Below are 19,190 nucleotides of genomic sequence, written 5' to 3'. Positions count from 1 at the left end.
CGACTACCGCCCCGCATTGCGCGTCGCGAGTCACGGCCAGGTGCCGGAGCGCTCGAATTCGGCCAGCGTGGCGGCGGCTTCCGGCGAATCGAGCCCACGATCGCTGACCCACGCTTCGTCGTAGTAGGTGTCCTGATAACGGTCACCGCTGTCGGCCAACAGCGTCACGACCGACCCGCTGCGGCCCTCGGCGACCATTTGCGCCAGTAGCCCGAACGCACCCCAGATATTGGTGCCGGTGGACGGACCCACCCGGCGGCCCAGCACCCGGCTCACGTGCCGCGCTGCGGCCACCGAGGCGGCATCGGGCACGGTCACCATGGCATCCACCACGCCCGGCAGGAACGACGGCTCCACCCGGGGCCTGCCGATGCCCTCGATGCGCGACGACGCCCCGGTGAACAGCTCCCGGTCGCCCTTGACCCAAGACGGGTAGAACGCCGAATTCTCCGGGTCGACGACACACAGCCGCGTTGCATGTCGGCGATACCGGATGAAGCGCCCGATGGTCGCACTGGTGCCGCCCGTGCCGGCGCCCACCACGATCCATTCCGGGACGGGGTGGGCCTCGTCCCGCATCTGGGCGAAGATCGACTCGGCGATGTTGTTGTTGCCGCGCCAGTCGGTGGCCCGCTCGGCGTTGGTGAACTGATCCAGGTAGTGCCCGCCGGTCTGCTCGGCCAGCCGCTCGGCCTCGGCGTACACCTGCGACGACTGGTCGACGAAATGGCAACGGCCACCTTGTGATTCGATCAGCGCAATCTTGGCCGCACTGGTCGAGGCCGGCATCACCGCGATGAATTCCAGACCGAGCAGGGCGGCGAAGTAGGCTTCCGACACGGCCGTGGACCCCGACGACGCCTCGATGACCGTGGTGCCCTCGCCAATCCAGCCGTTGCACAACCCATACAGGAACAGTGACCGCGCCAGCCGGTGTTTGAGGCTGCCGGTGATATGGGTGGTCTCGTCCTTCAGATACAGCTGCACGTCGACGGCGTCGCTCCAGGCCGACGGCAACGGGTACCGCAGCAGGTGGGTATCGGCGCTGCGCCGGGAGTCGGCCTCGATCAACCGCACCGCGTTGTCCACCCAGCGGCGGTCGCTGTCGTGCGCCGTGATCGAGGGGCCGGTGGTCACCGCGCGGAGACGGCCGGCAGCGTCACGTCCGCGCGGATATTGGGGTGCCCGCCGCCGGTCGGCGCGGCCACCAGCGTCAGCAAGGTGACCTCCGGCCGGCAGCAGAACCGCACCGGCGAGTACGGCGAGGTGCCGATCCCGGCCGACACGTGCAGCTGCATGTGCGCACCCCACCGCGACGGGCCCTTGACCCGTGAGGTGTCGATGTCGCAGTTGGTCACAACCGCGCCGTAGAACGGCACGCACAGCTGACCGCCGTGCGTGTGGCCCGCCAGCACCAACTGGTAGCCGTCGTCGGCGAACCGGTCCAGCACCCGGGTGTAGGGCGCGTGGGTCACGCCCAGCGACAGGCTTGCCGCCGGATTGGGCCGACCGGCGACGGTGTCGTAGCGATCACGGGTCAGGTGCGGATCATCCACCCCGGCTACCGCGATGAGTTGGCCGTTCACCTCGATCTCACGACGGGTGTGGGTCATGTCCAGCCAGCCGCGCTCGGTGAAGGCGGCCCGCAGGTCCTGCCACGGCAACGGCTTGCCGGTGACTCGCTTCGACTTGTTGAACAGGTAGTTGGCCGGGTTCTTGGGCTTCGGCGCGAAGTAGTCGTTGCTGCCGAAGACGAACAGGCCCGGCACCGACAACAGATCACCGAGCGCCTGCACCACAGCGGGTACCGACTTCTGGTGCGACAAGTTGTCTCCGGTGTTGACCACCAGGTCGGGCTCCCAATCGGCGAGCTCACGAAGCCATTCCTGCTTGCGACGTTGCCGCGGCATCATGTGCAGATCGCTCAGGTGCAGCACCCGCAGCGGCGACGACCCGGGCGTCAACACCGGCATGGTCACCTCGCGGACGCAAAACGCGTTGCGCTCGATCAGCGAGGCGTAGGCGAGCCCGGCGGCGAACGTTCCAGCTGCGGTAACCGCAGCTTTACGCAGGGTGTCAGACATGGAGCGAGTCTACTGGCTGCGTCGCCAACCAGGCCTGGTCTCGCAGGGCCGCGTTAGCAACCCCACAGAGATGACTCATCGAGTGTTCAAGTTATGGCGGCGGCGGCCCGAGCACCGGAACAGTGATCGGCGGCAGGCCCGGAATCTCCACCACAGTCGACCCCACCTGGGGTGGCGGTCCGTCCAAACCAGGGATCGACAGGCCGAACGGTGGCGGTGGAGGCGGCGGCGGTGCCGGCGGGATGCCGTTGCTGACCTGGATCGTGATGATCGAGCCGGGGATCGTCGATCCGGTCGGGTTGGTGCCGATCACCTGTCCCGACGGAGCCGTGCTGTTCACCCAGGCCGGCTGCGGGGAGAGCTGGAAGCCGGCGTCCTTGATCCGGCTCTGGGCCAGGTCCAGGTCCATCCCGGCGACGTCGGGCACCTTCGAGCCCGGGCCGCCGTCGACGTAACGCGGATCGGTGGGCGGCAGCGCCACATTCGTCGGGGTGAACTGTTTCATGGCGGTGAACCAGGTCTGGGCCGGTTCCTTACCGCCGTACAGGTCACCCTTGCCGCATTGGCGCAGCGGGAACGAGCAGATGTCCGACGGTGTTGCCGAGTCGTCGTAGATGTAGTTCGCGGCGGCGAAGGCGTTGGTGAAACCCAGGAATGCCGAGGACCGGTAGGCCTCGGTGGTACCGGTCTTGCCGGACACCGGCAGAGTCCAGCCCTGCGACGCAGCCGAACCAGCCGCGGTGCCGCTGATCGCGTCCTTGCTCATCGCATTGGCCAGGGTGTTGGCCAGACCTTCCGGAACCGCTTGCTCGCAGGTCTGGGTGGTCACCGACACCTCGTTGCCGTGGCGGTCGAAGACCTTGTCGATCGGGTCCGGTGGGCACCACGTGCCGCTCGACGCCAGGGTGGCGGCGACGTTCGAGAGCTCGAGCGCGTTGACCTCGATCGGGCCCAGGGTGAACGAGCCGATGTTCTGCCGCTTGACGAAGTCGGCCAGGCTTTCGTTGTTGTTCGGGTCGTACGCGCGCGCAGTGCCCGGCTCGGCGTACGAACGCAGCCCCAACTTGACCGCCATATCGACCGCGCGCTGGACGCCGACCTGCGAGATGAGCTTGGCGAAGGCGGTGTTCGGCGACGTGGCCAGTGCCTGGGTGACGTTCATCGAGCCGGCGTACTTACCGACGTTCTCCACACACCAGGTGTCCTTCGGACAACCCTTCGCGCCACCGCTACCCAGCCCCTTGGCGTCGAAGCGGAACGGCACGGCCAGGGTGGCGTTGATGCCCATGCCCATGTCCAACGCAGCCGCGGTCGTGAACAGCTTGAAGATCGACCCGGCGCCGTCGCCGGCCAACGAGAACGGCTGTGGCTGCATGGTTTCGTGGGCGTCGGAGTTCAACCCGTAAGTGCGGTTGCTGGCCATGGCCACCACGGCGTGGCGGTCCTTGCCGGGCCGGATCACGCTCATGACGCTGGCGATGCCGTCGATGGTCGGTGAGGCGATGCCGTCGATGGACGACTTCACCGTGTTCTGGATATCGGGGTCCAAGGTGGTGCGGATCAGGTAGCCACCCTTGGCCACCTGGTCTTTGCTGAGGCCAGCACGCGCCAGGTACTCCTGGACGTAGTCGCAGAAGTAGGCGCGGTCGCCGGCGGCGATGCAGCCGCGGGGCAACTGATTGGGCTGTGGCAGCACGCCGAGCGGTTGATCCTTGGCTGCCTGCAGCTCGTCGGCGCTCTGCGGAACGTTCTGGATCATGGTGTCCAACACCAGGTTTCGGCGCGCCAGCGCACCGTCGGGGTTGGTGTACGGATCAAGACCGCTGGTGGACTGCACCATGCCGGCCAGCAGGGCGGCCTGCTGCCAGTTCAGCTGCGAGGCGTCGATCCCGAAGTACGTCTGCGCGGCGTCCTGAATACCGAACGAGCCGTTGCCGAACGGCACCAGATTCAGGTAACGGGTGAGGATCTCGGATTTGGTGAACGTCTTGTCCAGCGTCAGTGCCATGCGGATCTCGCGCAGCTTGCGGGCCGGGGTGGTCTCGATCGCCGCGCGGCGCTCGGCGTCGGTCTGGGCGATCACCAGCAGTTGGTAGTTCTTGACGTACTGCTGTTCCAGCGTCGAACCGCCACGGGTGTCCGACGCTCCGGACATATAGCCGGACAGACCGGTCAGAGTGCCCTTCCAGTCGACGCCGTTGTGCTCGGCGAAGCGCTTGTCCTCGATCGAGACGATGGCCAGCTTCATGGTGTTGGCGATCTGATCGCTGGTTACCTCGCGCCGACGTTGGCTGTACAGCCAGGCGATCGGATTGCCCTTCACGTCGACCATCGTGGTGATCGCGGGCGCATCGCCCTCCACCAGTTGGGCTGAACCGTTGGCCACCACATCCGACGCCCGATTGGACATCAGACCGATGCCACCGACGACGGGAAACATCAACGCGGCCAGCAAGACACTGGCCAGAATGACGCACCAGGTCAGCTTGATGGCGGTGACCGCGGTGGGAGGACGCGTCGGCGGACGGTTCTGCGGTCGCTCGGACATGGGTACAGAGTAACTATGCCGCACCTGAAGAGCCCGGGACCGGTCAGTTAGCACGTTTTCTCGGGATGCGTGGCCTTCTCCGCGGACTTAAAATTGACGTCGGGACGCGCGTCCCAAAAAAGCGGCATAAGACTAGTTGCGCAAACGCCCCCTGACCACCTAACTTGGACACACAATGCGATCCAGGTAACACTACGGACCGCAATGTGGCGTAGATCGCAATCAGCGTTCTGCACGGTTACCGGGCCGTCGCTCGACGGCGTGACGAAGGGATCGCTGGTGGTAAGTACTCAGCCAGTAGCTCACAGGACAATCGCTACCGCTCCCGTCAATAGTGTCGTTCAAGCTGAGGCTGAGGCCCGAATCGCCTGGGTTTCGCAAGCCCGCTGCCGCCAGGCAGATCCCGATGAATTGTTCGTCCGCGGCGCCGCCCAGCGCAAAGCCGCTGTCATCTGCCGGCACTGCCCGGTGATCGCCGAATGTGGCGCCGATGCCCTCGACAACCGCGTCGAGTTCGGGGTCTGGGGCGGCATGACCGAGCGTCAGCGTCGTGCCCTGCTCAAGCAGCACCCCGAGGTCATCTCCTGGGCCGAATTCTTCTCGGCTCAGCGCAAGCACCGCAGCGCGGTCTGAATCCTTCAATACCAATGCCCGGCGACTCATCGAGTCGCCGGGCATTTGGCTGCGTCCAGGTGGCGGCCGCCGCCGGGTCAGTCGACCTTGACTTCTCCGGTGATCTGATCGGCGATGGCGCGCAGCGCCTCCAAGTCCGACACATCGAACGGCAATGACGGCACACCGACCAACGCCACGTGCGGGTTGGCGCCGGTGAACCGCGACAGTAACCGGATCTCACGCTTGGCGATCGCCGTGCGGTCGGCATGAATCCGCAACACCGCAGGCGTCAGGGTGTCGCCATCGGCGGCCAACGAAGTGGCGGCTTCTTCGGCCACATCGGCGCTGAGCTCGCACAGCATCGGATGGGTCCGGTTCAGGATCAAGCCGGCCAGCGGCATCTTCTCCTGCGACAACCGATCGACGAAGAACGATGCTTCACGCAGGGCATCGGGCTCGGCGGCCGACACCACCACGAACTGGGTACCGTCCCGCTTGAGCAGTTCGTAGGTGCGGTCGGCCTTCTCGCGGAACCCGCCGAATGTGGCGTCCAGCGATTGCACGAAGCTGGCGGCGTCACCGAGCATCTGCGAGCCGAGCACGGTGGACAGCGCCTTCATGGCCAGGCCCATCGCGCCGGTGACCAGTCGGCCCAGGCCGCGGCCCGGCGCCAGCAGCAGCCGCCACAGTCGGCTGTCCATGAAGTTGCCGAGCCGTTTCGGCGCGTCGAGGAAATCCAGCGCATTGCGCGACGGCGGGGTGTCGACGACGACCAGATCCCACTTGTCCTCGGCGAGAAGCTGGCCGAGCTTCTCCATCGCCATGTACTCCTGTGTGCCGGACAGCGAGGTGGCCACCGTTTGGTAGAACTGGTTCTCCAGAATCGAGTTGGCCGTCTCTTCGCCGGAGTATTGCGTCACCATCTCGTCGAAGGTGCGGCGCATGTCCAGCATCATGGCGTGCAGCTCACCCTGTACCTCCGGAGCCAGCGGCACCCGTTGCGGCGTGTTGCCCAGGTCTTTGATGCCGAGGGCCTGAGCCAGGCGCTTGGCCGGGTCGATGGTCAGCACCACGACGGTGCGGCCGAATTCGGCGGCCCGCAGCGCCATCGACGCGGCGGTGGTGGTCTTGCCGACGCCACCGGCGCCGCAGCACACCACGACGCGGTTGGCCCTGTCGTTCAGGATGGCGCGCATGTCCAGCGCCGGGGGCTTGCTGCTCACTTGGTAACCCCTTGCTGCTCAAGCGCTTCGGCGAGTTCGTACAGGCTGCCCAGGTCGACGCCGTCGGGCAGGGCCGGCAGGTCGAGCTGTGGGATGTCCAGAGCTTCGAGTTGATCGGCGCTCTCCGCGCGTGCGTTCGTCCGAGTCGCGTGCTGGATGGTCTCGGTGAGCAGCCCGGCGAAGTCGTTGTCCGACAACGTGATTCCGGCCTTGGTCAGCCCGGCGCGCACGGCGTCGGCGTCGATATCGCCCTCAGAGGCCTTGGCCAGGTCGTCGTCCGACAGATAGGCCGGGATATTGCGGTTGACGATGACGCTGCCGATCGGCAGTTCCAGCTCACGCAGTTCGGCGATCGCCTCGATGGTCTCCTGTACCGGCAGGGCCTCCAGCAAGGTGACCAGATGGATGGCGGTCAGCTCGGAATGCAGCAGTTTCACCACGCCGTCGGCCTGCGAGTGCACCGGGCCGCCCTTGGCCAGTTGCGAGACGGCCTTGGTCACATCGAGGAATCGGGCGATGCGGCCGGTCGGGGGAGCGTCGACCACGATGGCGTCGTAGGCCCGCTGGCCCTTCAGCTCCTTGGCGGTCTTGTCGTTGCGGACCACGACCTCTTTGATCTTGCCGGTCAACAGCACGTCGCGCAGGCCGGGAGCGATCGTGGTGGCGAACTCGACGGCGCCGATGCGCTTCATGGCGCGGCCGGCAATACCGAGGTTGTAGAACATGTCCAGGTATTCCAGGAACGCCGCCTCGGTGTCGATGGCCAGCGCGTTGACCTGCCCACCTCCCTCGGCCGTGGCGATCTTGATCTCGCCGTACGGCAACGGCGGCACGTCGAACAGCTGGGCAATGCCCTGGCGGCCCTCGACCTCGATGAGCAGCACATTCCGTCCGCCGGAGGCCAGCGCCAAGGCCAGCGCCGCGGCGATCGTGGTTTTGCCGGTGCCGCCCTTTCCGGTCACGAAATGCAGTCGAGCCCGATGCAGGCGCGCCGGCCAGCCGAGGTGTGCTGGGCCGGTGGATTCGGTTGTCACTCCAGCATGTTAACCAAGGGGGTACCGGTGGCCGATAAGCTCGGCGACATGAGCGAACCGACCAAGTGGGAGTACGCCACCGTTCCGTTGCTGATTCACGCGACCAAGCAGATCCTCGACCAGTGGGGTCAGGACGGCTGGGAGCTGGTGTCAGTACTGGCCAACCCGAGCGGCGAGCAGCACGTCGCGTATCTGAAGCGGCCCAAGTGAGTGTTTCACAGCGGCTGACCGAGTTGGGCATCGAGCTGCCGGAAGTTGTTGCGCCCCTTGCGGCTTACGTGCCTGCGGTACGCACCGGGAACCTGGTCTACACCGCCGGCCAGCTGCCCATGCAGTCGGGCAAGCTGCCGCAGGAAGGCAAGGTCGGCGCCGAGGTCAGTGCTGACGACGGCAAGGCATTGGCCCGGGTGAGCGCGCTCAACGCGCTGGCCGCGGTGCACGCGCTGGTCGGCATCGACTCGGTGGTGCGGGTGGTCAAGGTCGTCGGGTTCGTCGCGTCGGCGCCGGGATTCACCGGCCAGCCGGCCGTGATCAACGGGGCCTCCGAGCTGCTCGGTGAGGTGTTCGGCCCGGCAGGGGCGCACGCTCGGTCGGCGGTCGGGGTCTCCGAATTGCCGCTGAATGCGCCGGTCGAGGTGGAACTCATCGTCGAGATCGCGTAAGCGATCGAGCATAAGTAGAGGCGGTCGCGTCTTCATGGTCCATCCCGCGTACGGAGTGCTGCGGCCGGTAACCGAATCGGCCTCGGTGCTGCTGTGCGACAACCCCGGCATCATGACGCTCGATGGCACCAACACCTGGGTACTGCGCGGGCCGGGCAGCGACGAGATGGTGATCGTCGACCCGGGCCCGGACGACGACGCGCACCTGGAGCGGGTCGCTGCGCTGGGCAAGATCCCGTTGGTGCTGATCAGCCACAAGCATGAGGACCACACCGCCGGCATCGACAAGCTGGTGGCGCTGACCGGGGCGGTGGTCCGGTCGGTGGGCAGTGGTTTTCTGCGTGGTCTCGGTGGTCCGCTGATCGACGGCGAGGTGATCGATGCCGCCGGGCTGCAGATCAAGGTGATGGCCACGCCTGGACACACCGCGGACTCGTTGTCGTTCCTGGTCGACGGAGCCGTGCTGACCGCGGACACGGTGCTGGGCCGCGGGACCACTGTCATCGACAGTGAAGACGGCAGCCTGCGGGACTACCTGGAATCACTGCGCCGACTGCAGGGGCTCGGGCCGCTCACGGTGTTGCCGGGCCACGGCCCTGATCTAGCCGACCTGTCCGAGGTGACGGCCATGTACCTGGCACACCGGGAAGAGCGGTTGGACCAGGTGCGCGACGCCGTGCGGGTGCTGGGCGAGGACGCGAGCGCCCGACAGGTCGTCGAGCACGTCTATACCGACGTCGATCAGAAGCTGTGGGACGCCGCCGAGAAATCGGTGCAGGCCCAACTGGATTACTTGCAGGGCTGACCCAACGCTGGCCCAGAAACACCGAAACTGCACCCCAGCAGGAAACGTCCGAGAACGGACCTGCCGGAATGCAGTGTCGGCGGAAAACTACCGAGCGCGGCGGGCCAGTCGCTCGCTGTCGCAGATCAGTACGCTCTTGCCCTCCAGGCGAATCCAGCCGCGGTGGGCGAAGTCGGCCAGGGCCTTGTTCACCGTCTCGCGCGACGCGCCGACCAACTGGGCGATCTCTTCCTGCGTCAGGTCGTGGGTCACCCGTAGGGCGCCACCCTCCTGGGTGCCGAAGCGCTGGGCCAGCTGCAGCAGCTGCTTGGCCACGCGACCGGGCACGTCGGTGAAGATCAGGTCGGCCAGGTTGTTGTTGGTCCGGCGCAGACGACGGGCCAGAACCCGCAGCAGCTGCTCGGCGATCTCCGGGCGATCGGCGATCCATGCCCGCAGGGCCTCGCGGTCCATCGAGACCGCGCGCACCTCGGTGATGGTGGTCGCGCTCGAGGTGCGGGGGCCGGGATCGAAGATCGACAGTTCGCCGAACATGTCCGACGGACCCATGATGGTCAGCAGGTTTTCCCGACCGTCCGGTGAACGACGGCCGATCTTCACCTTGCCCGCGGTGATGATGTAGAGCCGATCACCGGGTTCGCCCTCGGCGAACACCGTGTGCCCGCGCGGAAAGTCGACCGGTTGAAGCTGCTTGGTCAGTGCGGAGACCGCGGTGGGTTCGACTCCTTGGAAGATTCCGGCCCTCGCCAGGATCTCGTCCACGTTGCCCCTCTTCAAGCTCGTGAGTGATATGACACGTGCTCAGTCCAACGATGTGAACTGGTTAACGAAGTCAGTCTAGTAGTAAGCCGTTTCGCAACGTGCCAACGCTACACACGATTGGCGTGGCGAGTCTGGCGAAACTGCGGATTGCCCCTGCCCCTGGCGTATGCCGGGCCAGGCAATTCCGGCTCGCTGGAGGCTTCGAAAGTCCGGTCCCACTCCGGTGCTGAGCACGGCAGAACGTAGTTGGACATATCTAGGGCGGTGTCGCGCTGTGGCAGTGCCCGCTGGGGTTCCCGAGGGGCGGCGCGGTGCGGCAGTGAGTTGCTGGGCGTGGTCGACGCGGCGCAGGCGGCCTTGGTCTTCTCCAGCATCTTCTTCAGCATGACGGCGACGTCGGCGGCGGACATTGTCTCCGAGGTGGCATCCAGGCGTGCTTCAAGGCGGCTCAACCCGAAGGTTGCCAGCATGAGCAACCCGGGGATGCAGACAACGAGCAACCAGGACACACGCGGAAGTAAACACGCCGAAGGTCTCGGGGTGATCACGAAACGCCACCAGTAGATGTATCCTTGCCCACCCACGTCAGTAGGCTTGCGCAGTGACTGTGCCCCGATCGGCCGCCAAGGCTGCCGCCAAGTACGACCAGGAAACCCGACTCGGTCTGGTGCGACGCGCACGGCGAATGAATCGCGAACTGGCACAAGCGTTTCCGCACGTCTACTGCGAGCTTGACTTCACCGATCCGCTGGAGTTGGCAGTGGCCACGATCTTGTCGGCGCAATGCACCGATGTGCGGGTTAATCAGACCACGCCGGCGCTGTTCGCCAAATACCGCAGCGCCCTGGATTACGCCCAGGCCAATCGCACCGAACTCGAGGAGCTGATCCGGCCGACCGGTTTCTACCGCAACAAGACGAACTCGATCATCGGCCTGGGCCAGGCGCTGGTCGAGCGGTTCGACGGGCAGGTGCCACGAACGCTGGACGAGCTCGTCACGCTGCCGGGTATCGGCCGCAAGACGGCGAATGTGGTGCTGGGCAACGCCTTCGACGTTCCGGGCATCACCGTCGACACGCACTTCGGCCGGTTGGTGCGCCGGTGGCGCTGGACCGCCGAGGAAGACCCGGTCAAGGTCGAGTTCGCGATCGGTGAGCTGATCGAACGCAAGGAGTGGACGCTGCTGAGCCACCGGGTGATCTTCCACGGCCGCCGGGTCTGCCACGCCCGCAAACCCGCGTGCGGGGTATGCGTACTGGCCAAGGACTGCCCGTCGTACGGGATCGGTCCGACTGATCGGGAGGCGGCCGCCGCCCTGGTCAAGGGGCCGGAGACCGAGCATCTGCTGGCCCTGGCGGGGTTGTGAGCACCACCAGTCGCTGGACATTGGTGGTGCTGGTCGTCTTCGGGGTGCTCGGGGTGGCCTTCTGGCGGCAGTTGGGTGACGACCATCCGTCGAATCTGTCGGGAGCAGCCGGTTCCGCGGCCGGGCAGCAGACCGCGGCGCGGGGGCATCGCGACGCCGACACCCCCGAGGCGTTGGCAGGTCCGCGAGCCCGCGCCGCATTGCCGCCGTGTCCGGTAGCGGGCGTCGGCGCCGGATCGAACGCCTTGCGCGGCATCACGGTCGAATGCGCGGCGGACGGCAGCCCGGTCGACATCGCGTCGGTGGTCGCCGGTCGGCCGACGCTGTTGAACCTGTGGGCGTACTGGTGTGGGCCGTGCGCCGATGAGCTGCCTGCGCTGGCCGAGTACCAGAAGCGGATGGGCGACCGGGTGCTGGTGCTGACCGTTCATCAGGACGAGAACGAAACCGCAGGTCTGCTCCGGCTCGCCGAGCTCGGTGTCAAGCTGCCCACCGTGCAGGACGGGCGACGCCTGATCGCCGGCGCGCTGCATGTCCCCAATGTGATGCCCACGACGGTCCTGTTGCGGGCGGACGGTAGCGTGGCGCAGATCGTGCCGCGGCCGTTCACCAGTGCCGACGACCTCGCCGGGGCGGTGAACGCACAGTTAGGAGTGTCGGGGTGAGTCAGCTGAATCCGCAGGCCGCCCCGCCTTGGCTCGCGCACCTCGTCGAGAACGTCGCGACCCTGCCGCAGGCCTACCGCCGTCGGGTTCCGACCAGTGTGCTGGCCGCGATCAGCGCAGCGAATGTCACGGCGACGTTGACCGGCGCCAAGCGCGACGCCGCTGTGCTGGTGCTGTTCTCGGGGGCCCCGGATGCCCCGGCCGGCGCCCTGCCGCCGGACGCCGATCTGCTGGTGACCGTCCGCGCCGCGACGCTGCGCAACCACGCCGGACAGGCCGCGTTCCCCGGCGGCGCCTCTGATCCCGGGGACGACGGGCCGGTGGGCACCGCGCTGCGTGAGGCGGTCGAGGAGACCGGTGTGGACACCTCGAGACTGCAGCCGTTGGCGACGGCGGAACGCATGTTCATCCCGCCCTCGGGTTTCCATGTGGTTCCGGTCCTGGCGTACTCCCCGGATCCCGGTCCGGTCCACGTGGTGGACCCGGCCGAGACGGCGATAGTGGCGCGCGTTCCGATTCGGGCGTTCGTCAATCCGGAGAACCGGCTGATGGTGTATCGCCAACAGAACACCAGCCGGTTCGCCGGCCCCGCATTCCTGCTCAATCAGATGCTGGTGTGGGGGTTCACCGGGCAGGTCATCTCCGCGATCTTGGACGTCGCAGGCTGGGCTCGGCCATGGAACGCCGACCGCGTGTGCGAACTCGATGCGGCAATGGCGCTCGTCGGCGATTCCACCGGTTACCGTGGTGCCCAACAATGAGCGCATCGCAATGGCTCGATCTGGCCATCCTGTCTGTCGTCTTCATCGCCGCCGTCTCGGGCTGGCGTTCCGGGGCGTTGGGTTCCCTGCTGTCCTTTCTCGGTGTGGTGCTCGGTGCGGTGGCCGGGGTTCTGCTGGCTCCGCATGTCGTGGCGCACCTGACCGGGGCCCGTCCCAAGCTGTTCGCCACCTTGTTCCTGATCCTCGGGTTGGTGGTGATCGGTGAGATTGCCGGCGTGGTGCTGGGCCGGGCGGTGCGTGGGGCGATCCGCAACGAGGGCGCCCGCGCGATGGATTCGGTGATCGGCGTCGCACTGCAGGTGGTCGCGGTGTTGTTGGCGGCGTGGATGCTCGCGACCCCGCTCACCTCGCCCGAGCACGGTGAAGTGGCCAAGGTGGTCAAGGGGTCGCGGGTGCTGGCCCAGGTCGACGACGTGGCGCCGTCGTGGATCAGGTGGGTGCCCGACCGGCTCAAAGCGCTGCTGAACACCTCGGGCCTGCCCGATGTGCTGCAGCCGTTCGTCCCGACACCGATCGCCAATGTCAACGCTCCCGACCCGACATTGATCACCGACCCCGTGGTCGGGCTCGACAAGGGCAGCGTGGTCAAGATCCGCGGTGTGGCGCAGAGTTGCCAGAAGGTGTTGGAGGGCAGCGGATTTGTGGTCGCGCCCAACCGGGTGATGTCGAACGCACACGTGGTGGCCGGCTCCAACTCGGTGACCGTGGAGGTCGACGGGAAGACCTATGACGCCAAGGTGGTGTCATACGACCCGGACGCCGACATCTCGATTCTGGATGTGCCGAACCTGCCGTCGCAGCCGCTGAAGTTCGATATGGCCGAATCGCAATCGGGCACCGATGTGGTGGTGATGGGCTATCCCGGCGGTGGTGAATTCGCGGCGACGCCGGCCCGGATCCGCGAGATCATCAAGCTCAACGGCCCCGATATCTACCACACCACCACCGTCACCCGCGAGGTCTACACCATCAGAGGCAATGTCCGGCAAGGCAATTCGGGCGGCCCGCTGATCGACCGCAGTGGCAACGTGCTCGGTGTGGTGTTCGGTGCCGCGGTCGACGACGCCGACACCGGTTTCGTGCTGACCGCCGAGGAAGTGGCCAAGCAGATGGCCAAGGTGGGCAGCGAGGATCCGGTGCCCACCGGTAAGTGCGTCGCGTCCTAGCGGGGCAGCTGCGACAGAAAGCCGGACAGCCGATCGTTGACCAGATCGGGTGCCTCTTCGTGAGCGAAATGTCCGGCGCCGGCGACGGAGACGAATTGGCCGTGCGGGGCGTAGCTCTGAGTGCGGTGCACCGAGTCGGCCAGCACGTAGGGATCCTCGTCGCCGTGTAGGTGTAAGACCGGAACCACGGTGGGGCGCTTCATCGTCCGGATGAAACGCCATCCCTCGCTGCGTAGCTGACTGCGCACCGCCCAACGTTGGTATTCCAGGGTCGAGTGCGCCGCGAATGGGATCTGGATAGCTTGGCGCAGGTGTGGCATGGATTCGGAAAAATCTTGGGAGTCAACCCAATTCGCGCCAGCTCGGCTGCGTACCAGGCGCTCGACCTCGGCCCCGTCGCGGCGGGTCAACTTGTGTTCGGGCCACTGCGGCAGCTGGTAGCGCAACATCCACGGCAGCAGTGCAGCCCGTTGTCGGCGATTGCCGATCACCGACGCGCGCAGTGCCAATGGATGCGGTGAACTGACCAACGCGATGGCGCGTACAGCGCGCGGATGCAGGACCGCGGTCGCCCAGCACACCAGCCCGCCGTCGGCATGGCCGATCAGCGTCGCGCTCTGGTGCCCGAGCGCGCGCACCAGTCCCGCGATGTCCCCGGCCAGGGTCCAGCCGTCGTAACCGCGTGGGGGTTTGTCGCTGCCGCCGTAACCGCGAAGGTCGACGGCGACCACCCGGGCACCGTCGGTCAGCCCGCGCAGTTGATGCCGCCAGGACCACCAGAACGAAGCGAAACCGTGCAGCAGGATCACCAGCGGACGGTCCGGCGAGTTGAAGTCGCCCGCTTTCTCACGGTCGGACTGCGAGCTCTCGCCCTCCACGACATGGAACCGAATGCCATTGGCGTGCACCTGAAGATGGCGCCACGGACCGTCGATCCGGACGACCGACGGATCGGGTGGCGGCACTACCAGCCTGAGGTGTCGCTTGTGGCTTTACCTGCCGAGCCGGCAATCGCGGGCTTGTCGTGACCCGGTGTCAGTGCGGCCTTGGTTTCCCTGACCGACGCGATGGTGCCCTGCGGGCCGCGGATCTTGCGGACCTTCAGGTAGCCGAAGAACGCCAATGCACCGGTGGTCAGCACCATCAGCGCGAAGACGATGAGGTACGACGCCCAGTGCGGGAGCCACAGCTCGAGCAGCGAGCCGAGGAAGAAGAAGAAAAAGAAGGTCGAGTAGAACAGCACCACGAGTGCCGCGATGAAGAAGATGCTGCCGGTCAGCCCCTTCTTCACATCGCGGGTGATCTCGGCCTTGGCCAGTTCCACCTCGGCGCGGACCAGCGTCGACATGTGCTCGGTGGCGTCCTTGACCAAATCGCCGATCGACGGGTCGGCCTTGGGTGCGTGGGGATCAACCAACGGGATCGAGGTCACCGTGGCCGGCACTGCGCCATTCTTGCTCACGAACACGTCCTCCCGGTGTGGGTGTAGTCCTGGCATATGTTGCCACGTGCGGCGCCGTCCGACGATGCGGGCCGACGATAGACTGGCCCGGCTTGGCTAAGAGTTGGTCGGCGCCGCGGATCTGGAGATGTTTGGGATGCCCTTGGGACGCTGCTGGCCGGCGATTGCTTTGTTGTCGACGCTGGTCGCAATCGTGCCGGGGGCGCGGGCCCACGCCGACGCGCCGCTACCGCTGGGCGGCGGCTCGGGCATCGTCGTCGACGGCGACACCCTGTGCACGTTGACTTCGATCGGTCATGACAACCGAGGCAAGCTGGTCGGATTCACCTCCGCGCACTGCGGTGGCCCCGGCCACGAGGTGGCCGTCGAAGGTGCTGAAGGACGCGGCATCGTCGGCGTCATGGTTGCCGGCAGCGAACCGATGGACTACGCGGTCATCGAATTCGACCCGGCCAAGGTTCAGCCGGTGGACAACGTGAACGGCTTCCAGATCACTGGCATCGGCCCGGACCCCGCGTTCGGTCAGGTGGCGTGCAAGTTGGGCCGCACCACCGGATACACCTGCGGCGTCACCTGGGGCCCAGGTGAGATTCCCGGCACCATCTTGAACCAGGTGTGCGGGCAGCCCGGCGATTCCGGCGCGCCGGTGACGGTGAACAACCAACTGGTCGGCATGATCCACGGCGCGTTCAGCAATGATCTGCCGACCTGCGTGACCAAGTACGTGCCGTTGCACACCCCGGCGGTGACCGTGTCGATCAACGCGGTGCTGGCCGATCTGAATGCCAAGAACCGCCCGGGTGCCGGGTTCGTCCCGATCCCCTGAGGTAGTGCACAGTCGCAAAACGGCCCCCCTTTCTTGGTGAAAAGAGGGGCCGTTTTACGTGGGTCTACTTGCTGGCCCGGATGGCTTCGAAGACGCTGGGGTCGACCAGTGTGGAGGTGTCGCCGAGTTCACGGCCTTCGGCGACATCGCGCAGCAGCCGGCGCATGATCTTGCCGCTGCGGGTCTTGGGCAGTTCGGGCACGACGTGGATCTCGCGGGGTTTGGCGATCGGTGAGATGTCCCGGGCGACCTGGGCGCGCAGTTCGGCGACCATGTTCTGCGTGCCGCCGTGCGCAGATTCCTTGAGGATGACGAACGCGCAGATGGCCTGGCCGGTGGTCTCATCGGTGGCGCCGACGACCGCGGCCTCGGCCACTCCGGCGTGGCCGACCAAGGCGGACTCGACCTCGGCGGTCGAGATGCGGTGCCCGGACACGTTCATCACGTCGTCGATGCGCCCCAATACCCACAGATCGCCGTCGGCGTCGTAGCGGGCACCGTCGCCGGCGAAGTACCAGCCCTGTTCGGCGAAACGCGACCAGTAGGTCTCGATGAAGCGCTCGTCGTCGCCCCAGATGCCGCGCAGCATGGCCGGCCACGGCTGATCGAGGACCAGATAGCCGGTGGTGGGCTCCCCGTCGCTCGGCACGAGCGGTATGCCGTCGTCGTCGACGATCTTGGCGCAGATGCCCGGCAGCGGACGCATGGCCGACCCCGGCTTGGCCGCGGCCACACCGGGTAGCGGGGTGATCATGGCGGCCCCGGTCTCGGTCTGCCACCAGGTGTCCACGATCGGAACACGGCCCGCGCCCAGGTGCTCGCGGTACCAGCGCCAGGCCTCGGGGTTGATCGGCTCGCCGACGCTGCCGAGCAGTCGCAGGCTGGACAGGTCATGAGCCGCAGGGATCTGATGGCCCCACTTCATGAAGGTGCGCACCAGGGTGGGCGCGGTGTAGTAGACGGTGACGCCGTAGGTTTCGATGATCTGGAAGTGCCGGTGCTCGTCGGGGGAATTGGGGGTGCCCTCATAGACCACCTGAGTGACGCCGTTGGCCAGCGGCGCGTAGGTGATGTAGCTGTGCCCGGTCACCCAGCCGATGTCGGCGGTGCACCAGTACACGTCGGTTTCGGGCTTGATGTCGAACACGTTGAAATGGGTGTACGCGGCCTGGGTCAGGTACCCGCCACTGGTGTGCACGATGCCCTTGGGCTTGCCCGTGGTACCCGAGGTGTACAGCAGGAACAGGGGCTGCTCGGCATCGAAGGCTTCGGGGGTGTGTTCCGGTGAGGCGGCATCGACGATCTCGTGCCACCACAGATCCCGGCCTTCGGTCCACGTGAGGTCGATTCCGGTGCGGCGCACCACCACCACGTGCTCGACGCAGTCCTGGCCGGTCACTGCTTCATCTGCGGCGTCCTTGAGCGACACCGCGGTGCCGCGACGGTACTGCCCGTCACTGGTGATCAGTACCTTCGCGGCGGCATCGGCGATGCGGGCGCGAAGGGCCGAGGCGGAGAATCCGGCGAACACCACGCTGTGCATGGCGCCCAGGCGCGCGCAGGCCAGCATCGCCACGATGGCTTCGGGCACCATCGGCAGGTAGATCGCGACCCGGTCGCCGGCGCCGACGCCGAGCGCGCTCAGGGCGTTGGCGGCCCGGGACACCTCGTCCTTGAGTTGGGCATAGGTGATGCTGCGGGCGTCATCGACCGGTTCGCCCACCCAGTGGATCGCCACGCGGTCGCCGTTGCCGGCCTCCACGTGCCGATCCACGCAGTTGTAGGCGACGTTGAGCCGGCCGCCGACGAACCATTTGGCGAAGGGCGCTGCCGTCCAGTCCAGAACCTCAGAAAATGGTGTCGCCCAAGACAACCGCCCGGCCTGCTCGCCCCAGAAGGCCAGCCGGTCGGCGTCGGCTTGCTCATACAACGCGGCGGTCGCGTTTGCCTGGGCGGCGAACTCGGCGGGCGCAGGGTACGCCGATGGCACGCCGACAATCGGGGTAGAGGCATGTGTCATGACTGTGAGCGTAGTCACTCGCAGGTTGCATGCACGTTGGTGGCGACCGCTTGGCGGCACTGGGATATCAGCGGTGCGGGCGCTACCGTGTGCGGACGTGGCTGCACCTGATCCGCTCGCACCGTTGGCTGCTCTGCCCGGCGTCGCCGAGGCTGCTGAAGAGGCGCGTGAAGCGCTCGGCCGAGCGCATCGGCACAAGTTCAATCTGCGCGGTTGGCCACAGACCGCGGCGGAAGCCTCGGTGCGGGCCGCCCGTGCATCGTCTGTGCTCGACGGTGGCTCACTCAGTTTCTCGAAGGACGAGGGTGAGCCCGATCCAGTGCTGGCGGGAGCGTTGCGGGTCGCCGAGGCGCTTGAGGGCGGCGCGACGGCGTTGGTCACGGTGTGGCAGCGGGCGCCGCTGCAGGCCATGGCCCGTCTGCACTCGCTGGCCGCGGCCGACCTCACCGATGACGACAAGCTCGGCCGGCCGCGTACCGATCACCCGGACGTGGGGCGCCGCCTTGAGCTGCTGGCCGAGATCGTCACCGGTGGCAGCCGGGTGCCGGCGGCGGTGCTGGCCGCGGTGGCTCATGGCGAACTGCTGACCCTGGCGCCTTTCGGGGTGGCCGACGGTGTGGTGGCGCGCGCGGTGTCCCGGTTGATCACCATGGCCAACGGTCTGGATCCCCATGGCCTCGGCGTGCCGGAGATGTACTGGATGAGCGAGGTGGGCCAATATCGGGCTGCCGCACGCGGGTTCGCGGCCGGTACGCCCGACGGTTTGGCCGCGTGGTTGGTGTGCAGCAGTCGTGGGCTGCAGGCCGGGGCTCGCGAGGCATTGGCCATCGCGCAGGCAGCAACGTCGTAATCGCCCGCCGCAGCAAACTCTTTGACATATGAAGCGGGCGGCGCTCCGTGGCCAGATTTCTCTGGCTCGGCTCGCCGCCCGCTAGCACGGACACCTGGTTACCATGCGTGCTGTATGGGTTACGTGGGTGGCCTCGGCGTCCTTGTAATGCGCTTCGTCTGCAACCTCACCCAAGAGGCTGATTCAGTCGTTCGCTTTTTGCAATTGCGCAGGCCCGCAACACTTTTACCATTGTCGCGGTATGTGCTCCGCGTGGGTGCCGGGAATCCGTGCTAGGAACGCCCGCCTCGGGAGGTCGAACCTTCTCTTCTGGTTCGGTC

The 19,190-nt window shown here is 66.7% G+C and carries 20 protein-coding genes; 10 read left to right on the top strand and 10 right to left on the bottom strand.

Annotation, left to right across the window (positions count from 1 at the left end; genetic code table 11):
• Nucleotides 1-30 precede the first annotated feature (30 nt).
• The 3 genes from ABIA30_RS11835 to ponA2 all read right to left on the bottom strand — a co-directional run bounded on the left by ABIA30_RS11835 (nucleotide 31) and on the right by ponA2 (nucleotide 4,632).
• Nucleotides 31-1,137, bottom strand: coding sequence for a PLP-dependent cysteine synthase family protein (locus tag ABIA30_RS11835; RefSeq protein WP_370065294.1), 1,107 nt, complete (start codon nucleotides 1,135-1,137; stop codon nucleotides 31-33).
• Nucleotides 1,134-2,084: a metallophosphoesterase gene (locus tag ABIA30_RS11830; protein ID WP_370065292.1), complete on the bottom strand. Its 951-nt coding sequence runs from the start codon at nucleotides 2,082-2,084 to the stop codon at nucleotides 1,134-1,136. Before ABIA30_RS11830 ends, ABIA30_RS11835 begins: the two co-directional genes overlap by 4 nt.
• A gap of 91 nt (nucleotides 2,085-2,175) precedes the next feature.
• A complete protein-coding gene (gene ponA2, locus ABIA30_RS11825; RefSeq protein WP_370065290.1) occupies nucleotides 2,176-4,632 on the bottom strand; it encodes a transglycosylase/D,D-transpeptidase PonA2 in 2,457 nt (818 codons plus the stop codon).
• 312 nt (nucleotides 4,633-4,944) lie between these two features.
• On the opposite strand from ponA2, the gene ABIA30_RS11820 reads away from it, so the two are divergent.
• Nucleotides 4,945-5,265, top strand: a complete 321-nt coding sequence (locus ABIA30_RS11820) for a WhiB family transcriptional regulator (RefSeq protein WP_370065550.1) — start codon at nucleotides 4,945-4,947, stop codon at nucleotides 5,263-5,265.
• A gap of 77 nt (nucleotides 5,266-5,342) precedes the next feature.
• Here ABIA30_RS11820 and ABIA30_RS11815 read toward each other — a convergent pair whose 3' ends face one another.
• Both ABIA30_RS11815 and ABIA30_RS11810 read right to left on the bottom strand, forming a co-directional pair.
• Nucleotides 5,343-6,443: an ArsA family ATPase gene (locus tag ABIA30_RS11815; protein ID WP_370065548.1), complete on the bottom strand. Its 1,101-nt coding sequence runs from the start codon at nucleotides 6,441-6,443 to the stop codon at nucleotides 5,343-5,345.
• 23 nt (nucleotides 6,444-6,466) lie between these two features.
• Complete coding sequence (locus tag ABIA30_RS11810) at nucleotides 6,467-7,504, bottom strand: ArsA-related P-loop ATPase (protein ID WP_370065288.1); 1,038 nt, start codon at nucleotides 7,502-7,504, stop codon at nucleotides 6,467-6,469.
• Between the two features lie 48 nt (nucleotides 7,505-7,552).
• On the opposite strand from ABIA30_RS11810, the gene ABIA30_RS11805 reads away from it, so the two are divergent.
• From ABIA30_RS11805 to ABIA30_RS11795, 3 genes are read left to right on the top strand one after another with little or no spacing between them, the layout of a single operon-like run.
• Nucleotides 7,553-7,714, top strand: coding sequence for a hypothetical protein (locus ABIA30_RS11805; RefSeq protein WP_370065286.1), 162 nt, complete (start codon nucleotides 7,553-7,555; stop codon nucleotides 7,712-7,714).
• Nucleotides 7,711-8,166 carry a RidA family protein gene (locus ABIA30_RS11800; RefSeq protein ID WP_370065284.1) on the top strand — a complete coding sequence of 152 codons (456 nt, stop codon included), beginning with the start codon at nucleotides 7,711-7,713 and terminating at the stop codon, nucleotides 8,164-8,166. Before ABIA30_RS11805 ends, ABIA30_RS11800 begins: the two co-directional genes overlap by 4 nt.
• 34 nt (nucleotides 8,167-8,200) lie before the next feature.
• On the top strand, nucleotides 8,201-8,971 hold the full coding sequence (locus ABIA30_RS11795; protein WP_370065282.1) for an MBL fold metallo-hydrolase: 771 nt from the start codon (nucleotides 8,201-8,203) through the stop codon (nucleotides 8,969-8,971).
• A gap of 87 nt (nucleotides 8,972-9,058) precedes the next feature.
• Here ABIA30_RS11795 and crp read toward each other — a convergent pair whose 3' ends face one another.
• Entirely contained in the window at nucleotides 9,059-9,733 is a 675-nt protein-coding gene (gene crp / locus ABIA30_RS11790; protein WP_370065280.1) for a cAMP-activated global transcriptional regulator CRP, read from the bottom strand.
• A gap of 107 nt (nucleotides 9,734-9,840) precedes the next feature.
• On the bottom strand, nucleotides 9,841-10,242 hold the full coding sequence (locus ABIA30_RS11785) for a hypothetical protein (protein ID WP_370065278.1): 402 nt from the start codon (nucleotides 10,240-10,242) through the stop codon (nucleotides 9,841-9,843).
• Nucleotides 10,243-10,418: 176 nt separating this feature from the next.
• Between ABIA30_RS11785 and nth the strand changes: the two genes are divergently transcribed.
• Genes nth through marP form a run of 4 tightly spaced genes read left to right on the top strand, consistent with a single transcriptional unit; the run spans nucleotide 10,419 to nucleotide 13,712 of the window.
• Nucleotides 10,419-11,099, top strand: a complete 681-nt coding sequence (gene nth / locus ABIA30_RS11780; RefSeq protein WP_370065546.1) for an endonuclease III — start codon at nucleotides 10,419-10,421, stop codon at nucleotides 11,097-11,099.
• Nucleotides 11,096-11,764, top strand: coding sequence for a TlpA family protein disulfide reductase (locus tag ABIA30_RS11775; RefSeq protein WP_370065276.1), 669 nt, complete (start codon nucleotides 11,096-11,098; stop codon nucleotides 11,762-11,764). The genes nth and ABIA30_RS11775 overlap by 4 nt, the downstream gene beginning before the upstream one ends.
• The gene (locus ABIA30_RS11770; RefSeq protein WP_370065274.1) at nucleotides 11,761-12,525 is read left to right on the top strand and encodes a CoA pyrophosphatase; all 765 of its coding nucleotides are present in this window, start codon (nucleotides 11,761-11,763) and stop codon (nucleotides 12,523-12,525) included. Before ABIA30_RS11775 ends, ABIA30_RS11770 begins: the two co-directional genes overlap by 4 nt.
• A complete protein-coding gene (marP, locus tag ABIA30_RS11765) occupies nucleotides 12,522-13,712 on the top strand; it encodes an acid resistance serine protease MarP (RefSeq protein ID WP_370065272.1) in 1,191 nt (396 codons plus the stop codon). Before ABIA30_RS11770 ends, marP begins: the two co-directional genes overlap by 4 nt.
• Here marP and ABIA30_RS11760 read toward each other — a convergent pair.
• Both ABIA30_RS11760 and ABIA30_RS11755 read right to left on the bottom strand, forming a co-directional pair.
• Nucleotides 13,709-14,677: an alpha/beta fold hydrolase gene (locus ABIA30_RS11760; RefSeq protein ID WP_370065270.1), complete on the bottom strand. Its 969-nt coding sequence runs from the start codon at nucleotides 14,675-14,677 to the stop codon at nucleotides 13,709-13,711. The genes marP and ABIA30_RS11760 overlap by 4 nt on opposite strands.
• Nucleotides 14,677-15,210 carry a phage holin family protein gene (locus ABIA30_RS11755; RefSeq protein WP_370065268.1) on the bottom strand — a complete coding sequence of 178 codons (534 nt, stop codon included), beginning with the start codon at nucleotides 15,208-15,210 and terminating at the stop codon, nucleotides 14,677-14,679. The genes ABIA30_RS11760 and ABIA30_RS11755 overlap by 1 nt, the downstream gene beginning before the upstream one ends.
• A gap of 91 nt (nucleotides 15,211-15,301) precedes the next feature.
• Here ABIA30_RS11755 and ABIA30_RS11750 point away from each other — a divergent pair, with 91 nt between their 5' ends.
• Nucleotides 15,302-16,000, top strand: coding sequence for a S1 family peptidase (locus ABIA30_RS11750; RefSeq protein ID WP_370065266.1), 699 nt, complete (start codon nucleotides 15,302-15,304; stop codon nucleotides 15,998-16,000).
• Nucleotides 16,001-16,064: 64 nt separating this feature from the next.
• On the opposite strand, the gene acs is transcribed toward ABIA30_RS11750, so the two are convergent.
• The gene (gene acs / locus ABIA30_RS11745) at nucleotides 16,065-18,020 is read right to left on the bottom strand and encodes an acetate--CoA ligase (protein ID WP_370065264.1); all 1,956 of its coding nucleotides are present in this window, start codon (nucleotides 18,018-18,020) and stop codon (nucleotides 16,065-16,067) included.
• Nucleotides 18,021-18,117: 97 nt separating this feature from the next.
• Between acs and ABIA30_RS11740 the strand changes: the two genes are divergently transcribed.
• Entirely contained in the window at nucleotides 18,118-18,870 is a 753-nt protein-coding gene (locus ABIA30_RS11740) for an oxidoreductase (RefSeq protein WP_370065262.1), read from the top strand.
• The last annotated feature ends 320 nt before the right edge of the window (nucleotides 18,871-19,190 follow it).

Origin of the sequence: Mycobacterium sp. MAA66, from assembly GCF_041261665.1 — a bacterium.
Classification (GTDB): Bacteria; Actinomycetota; Actinomycetes; order Mycobacteriales; family Mycobacteriaceae; genus Mycobacterium.
Note: the sequence above shows the minus strand (reverse complement) of the source record. Positions and strands in the feature narration are given on the sequence as shown.

Coding starts and splice junctions, on each gene's coding strand:
- ABIA30_RS11830 (WP_370065292.1), bottom strand. CDS start 2,084: ATGTCTGACACCCTGCGTAAAGCTGCGGTTACCGCAGCTGGAACGTTC.
- ponA2 (WP_370065290.1), bottom strand. CDS start 4,632: ATGTCCGAGCGACCGCAGAACCGTCCGCCGACGCGTCCTCCCACCGCG.
- ABIA30_RS11815 (WP_370065548.1), bottom strand. CDS start 6,443: ATGCGCGCCATCCTGAACGACAGGGCCAACCGCGTCGTGGTGTGCTGC.
- ABIA30_RS11805 (WP_370065286.1), top strand. CDS start 7,553: ATGAGCGAACCGACCAAGTGGGAGTACGCCACCGTTCCGTTGCTGATT.
- ABIA30_RS11795 (WP_370065282.1), top strand. CDS start 8,201: ATGGTCCATCCCGCGTACGGAGTGCTGCGGCCGGTAACCGAATCGGCC.
- nth (WP_370065546.1), top strand. CDS start 10,419: ATGAATCGCGAACTGGCACAAGCGTTTCCGCACGTCTACTGCGAGCTT.
- marP (WP_370065272.1), top strand. CDS start 12,522: ATGAGCGCATCGCAATGGCTCGATCTGGCCATCCTGTCTGTCGTCTTC.
- ABIA30_RS11755 (WP_370065268.1), bottom strand. CDS start 15,210: ATGCCAGGACTACACCCACACCGGGAGGACGTGTTCGTGAGCAAGAAT.
- ABIA30_RS11750 (WP_370065266.1), top strand. CDS start 15,302: ATGTTTGGGATGCCCTTGGGACGCTGCTGGCCGGCGATTGCTTTGTTG.
- acs (WP_370065264.1), bottom strand. CDS start 18,020: ATGACACATGCCTCTACCCCGATTGTCGGCGTGCCATCGGCGTACCCT.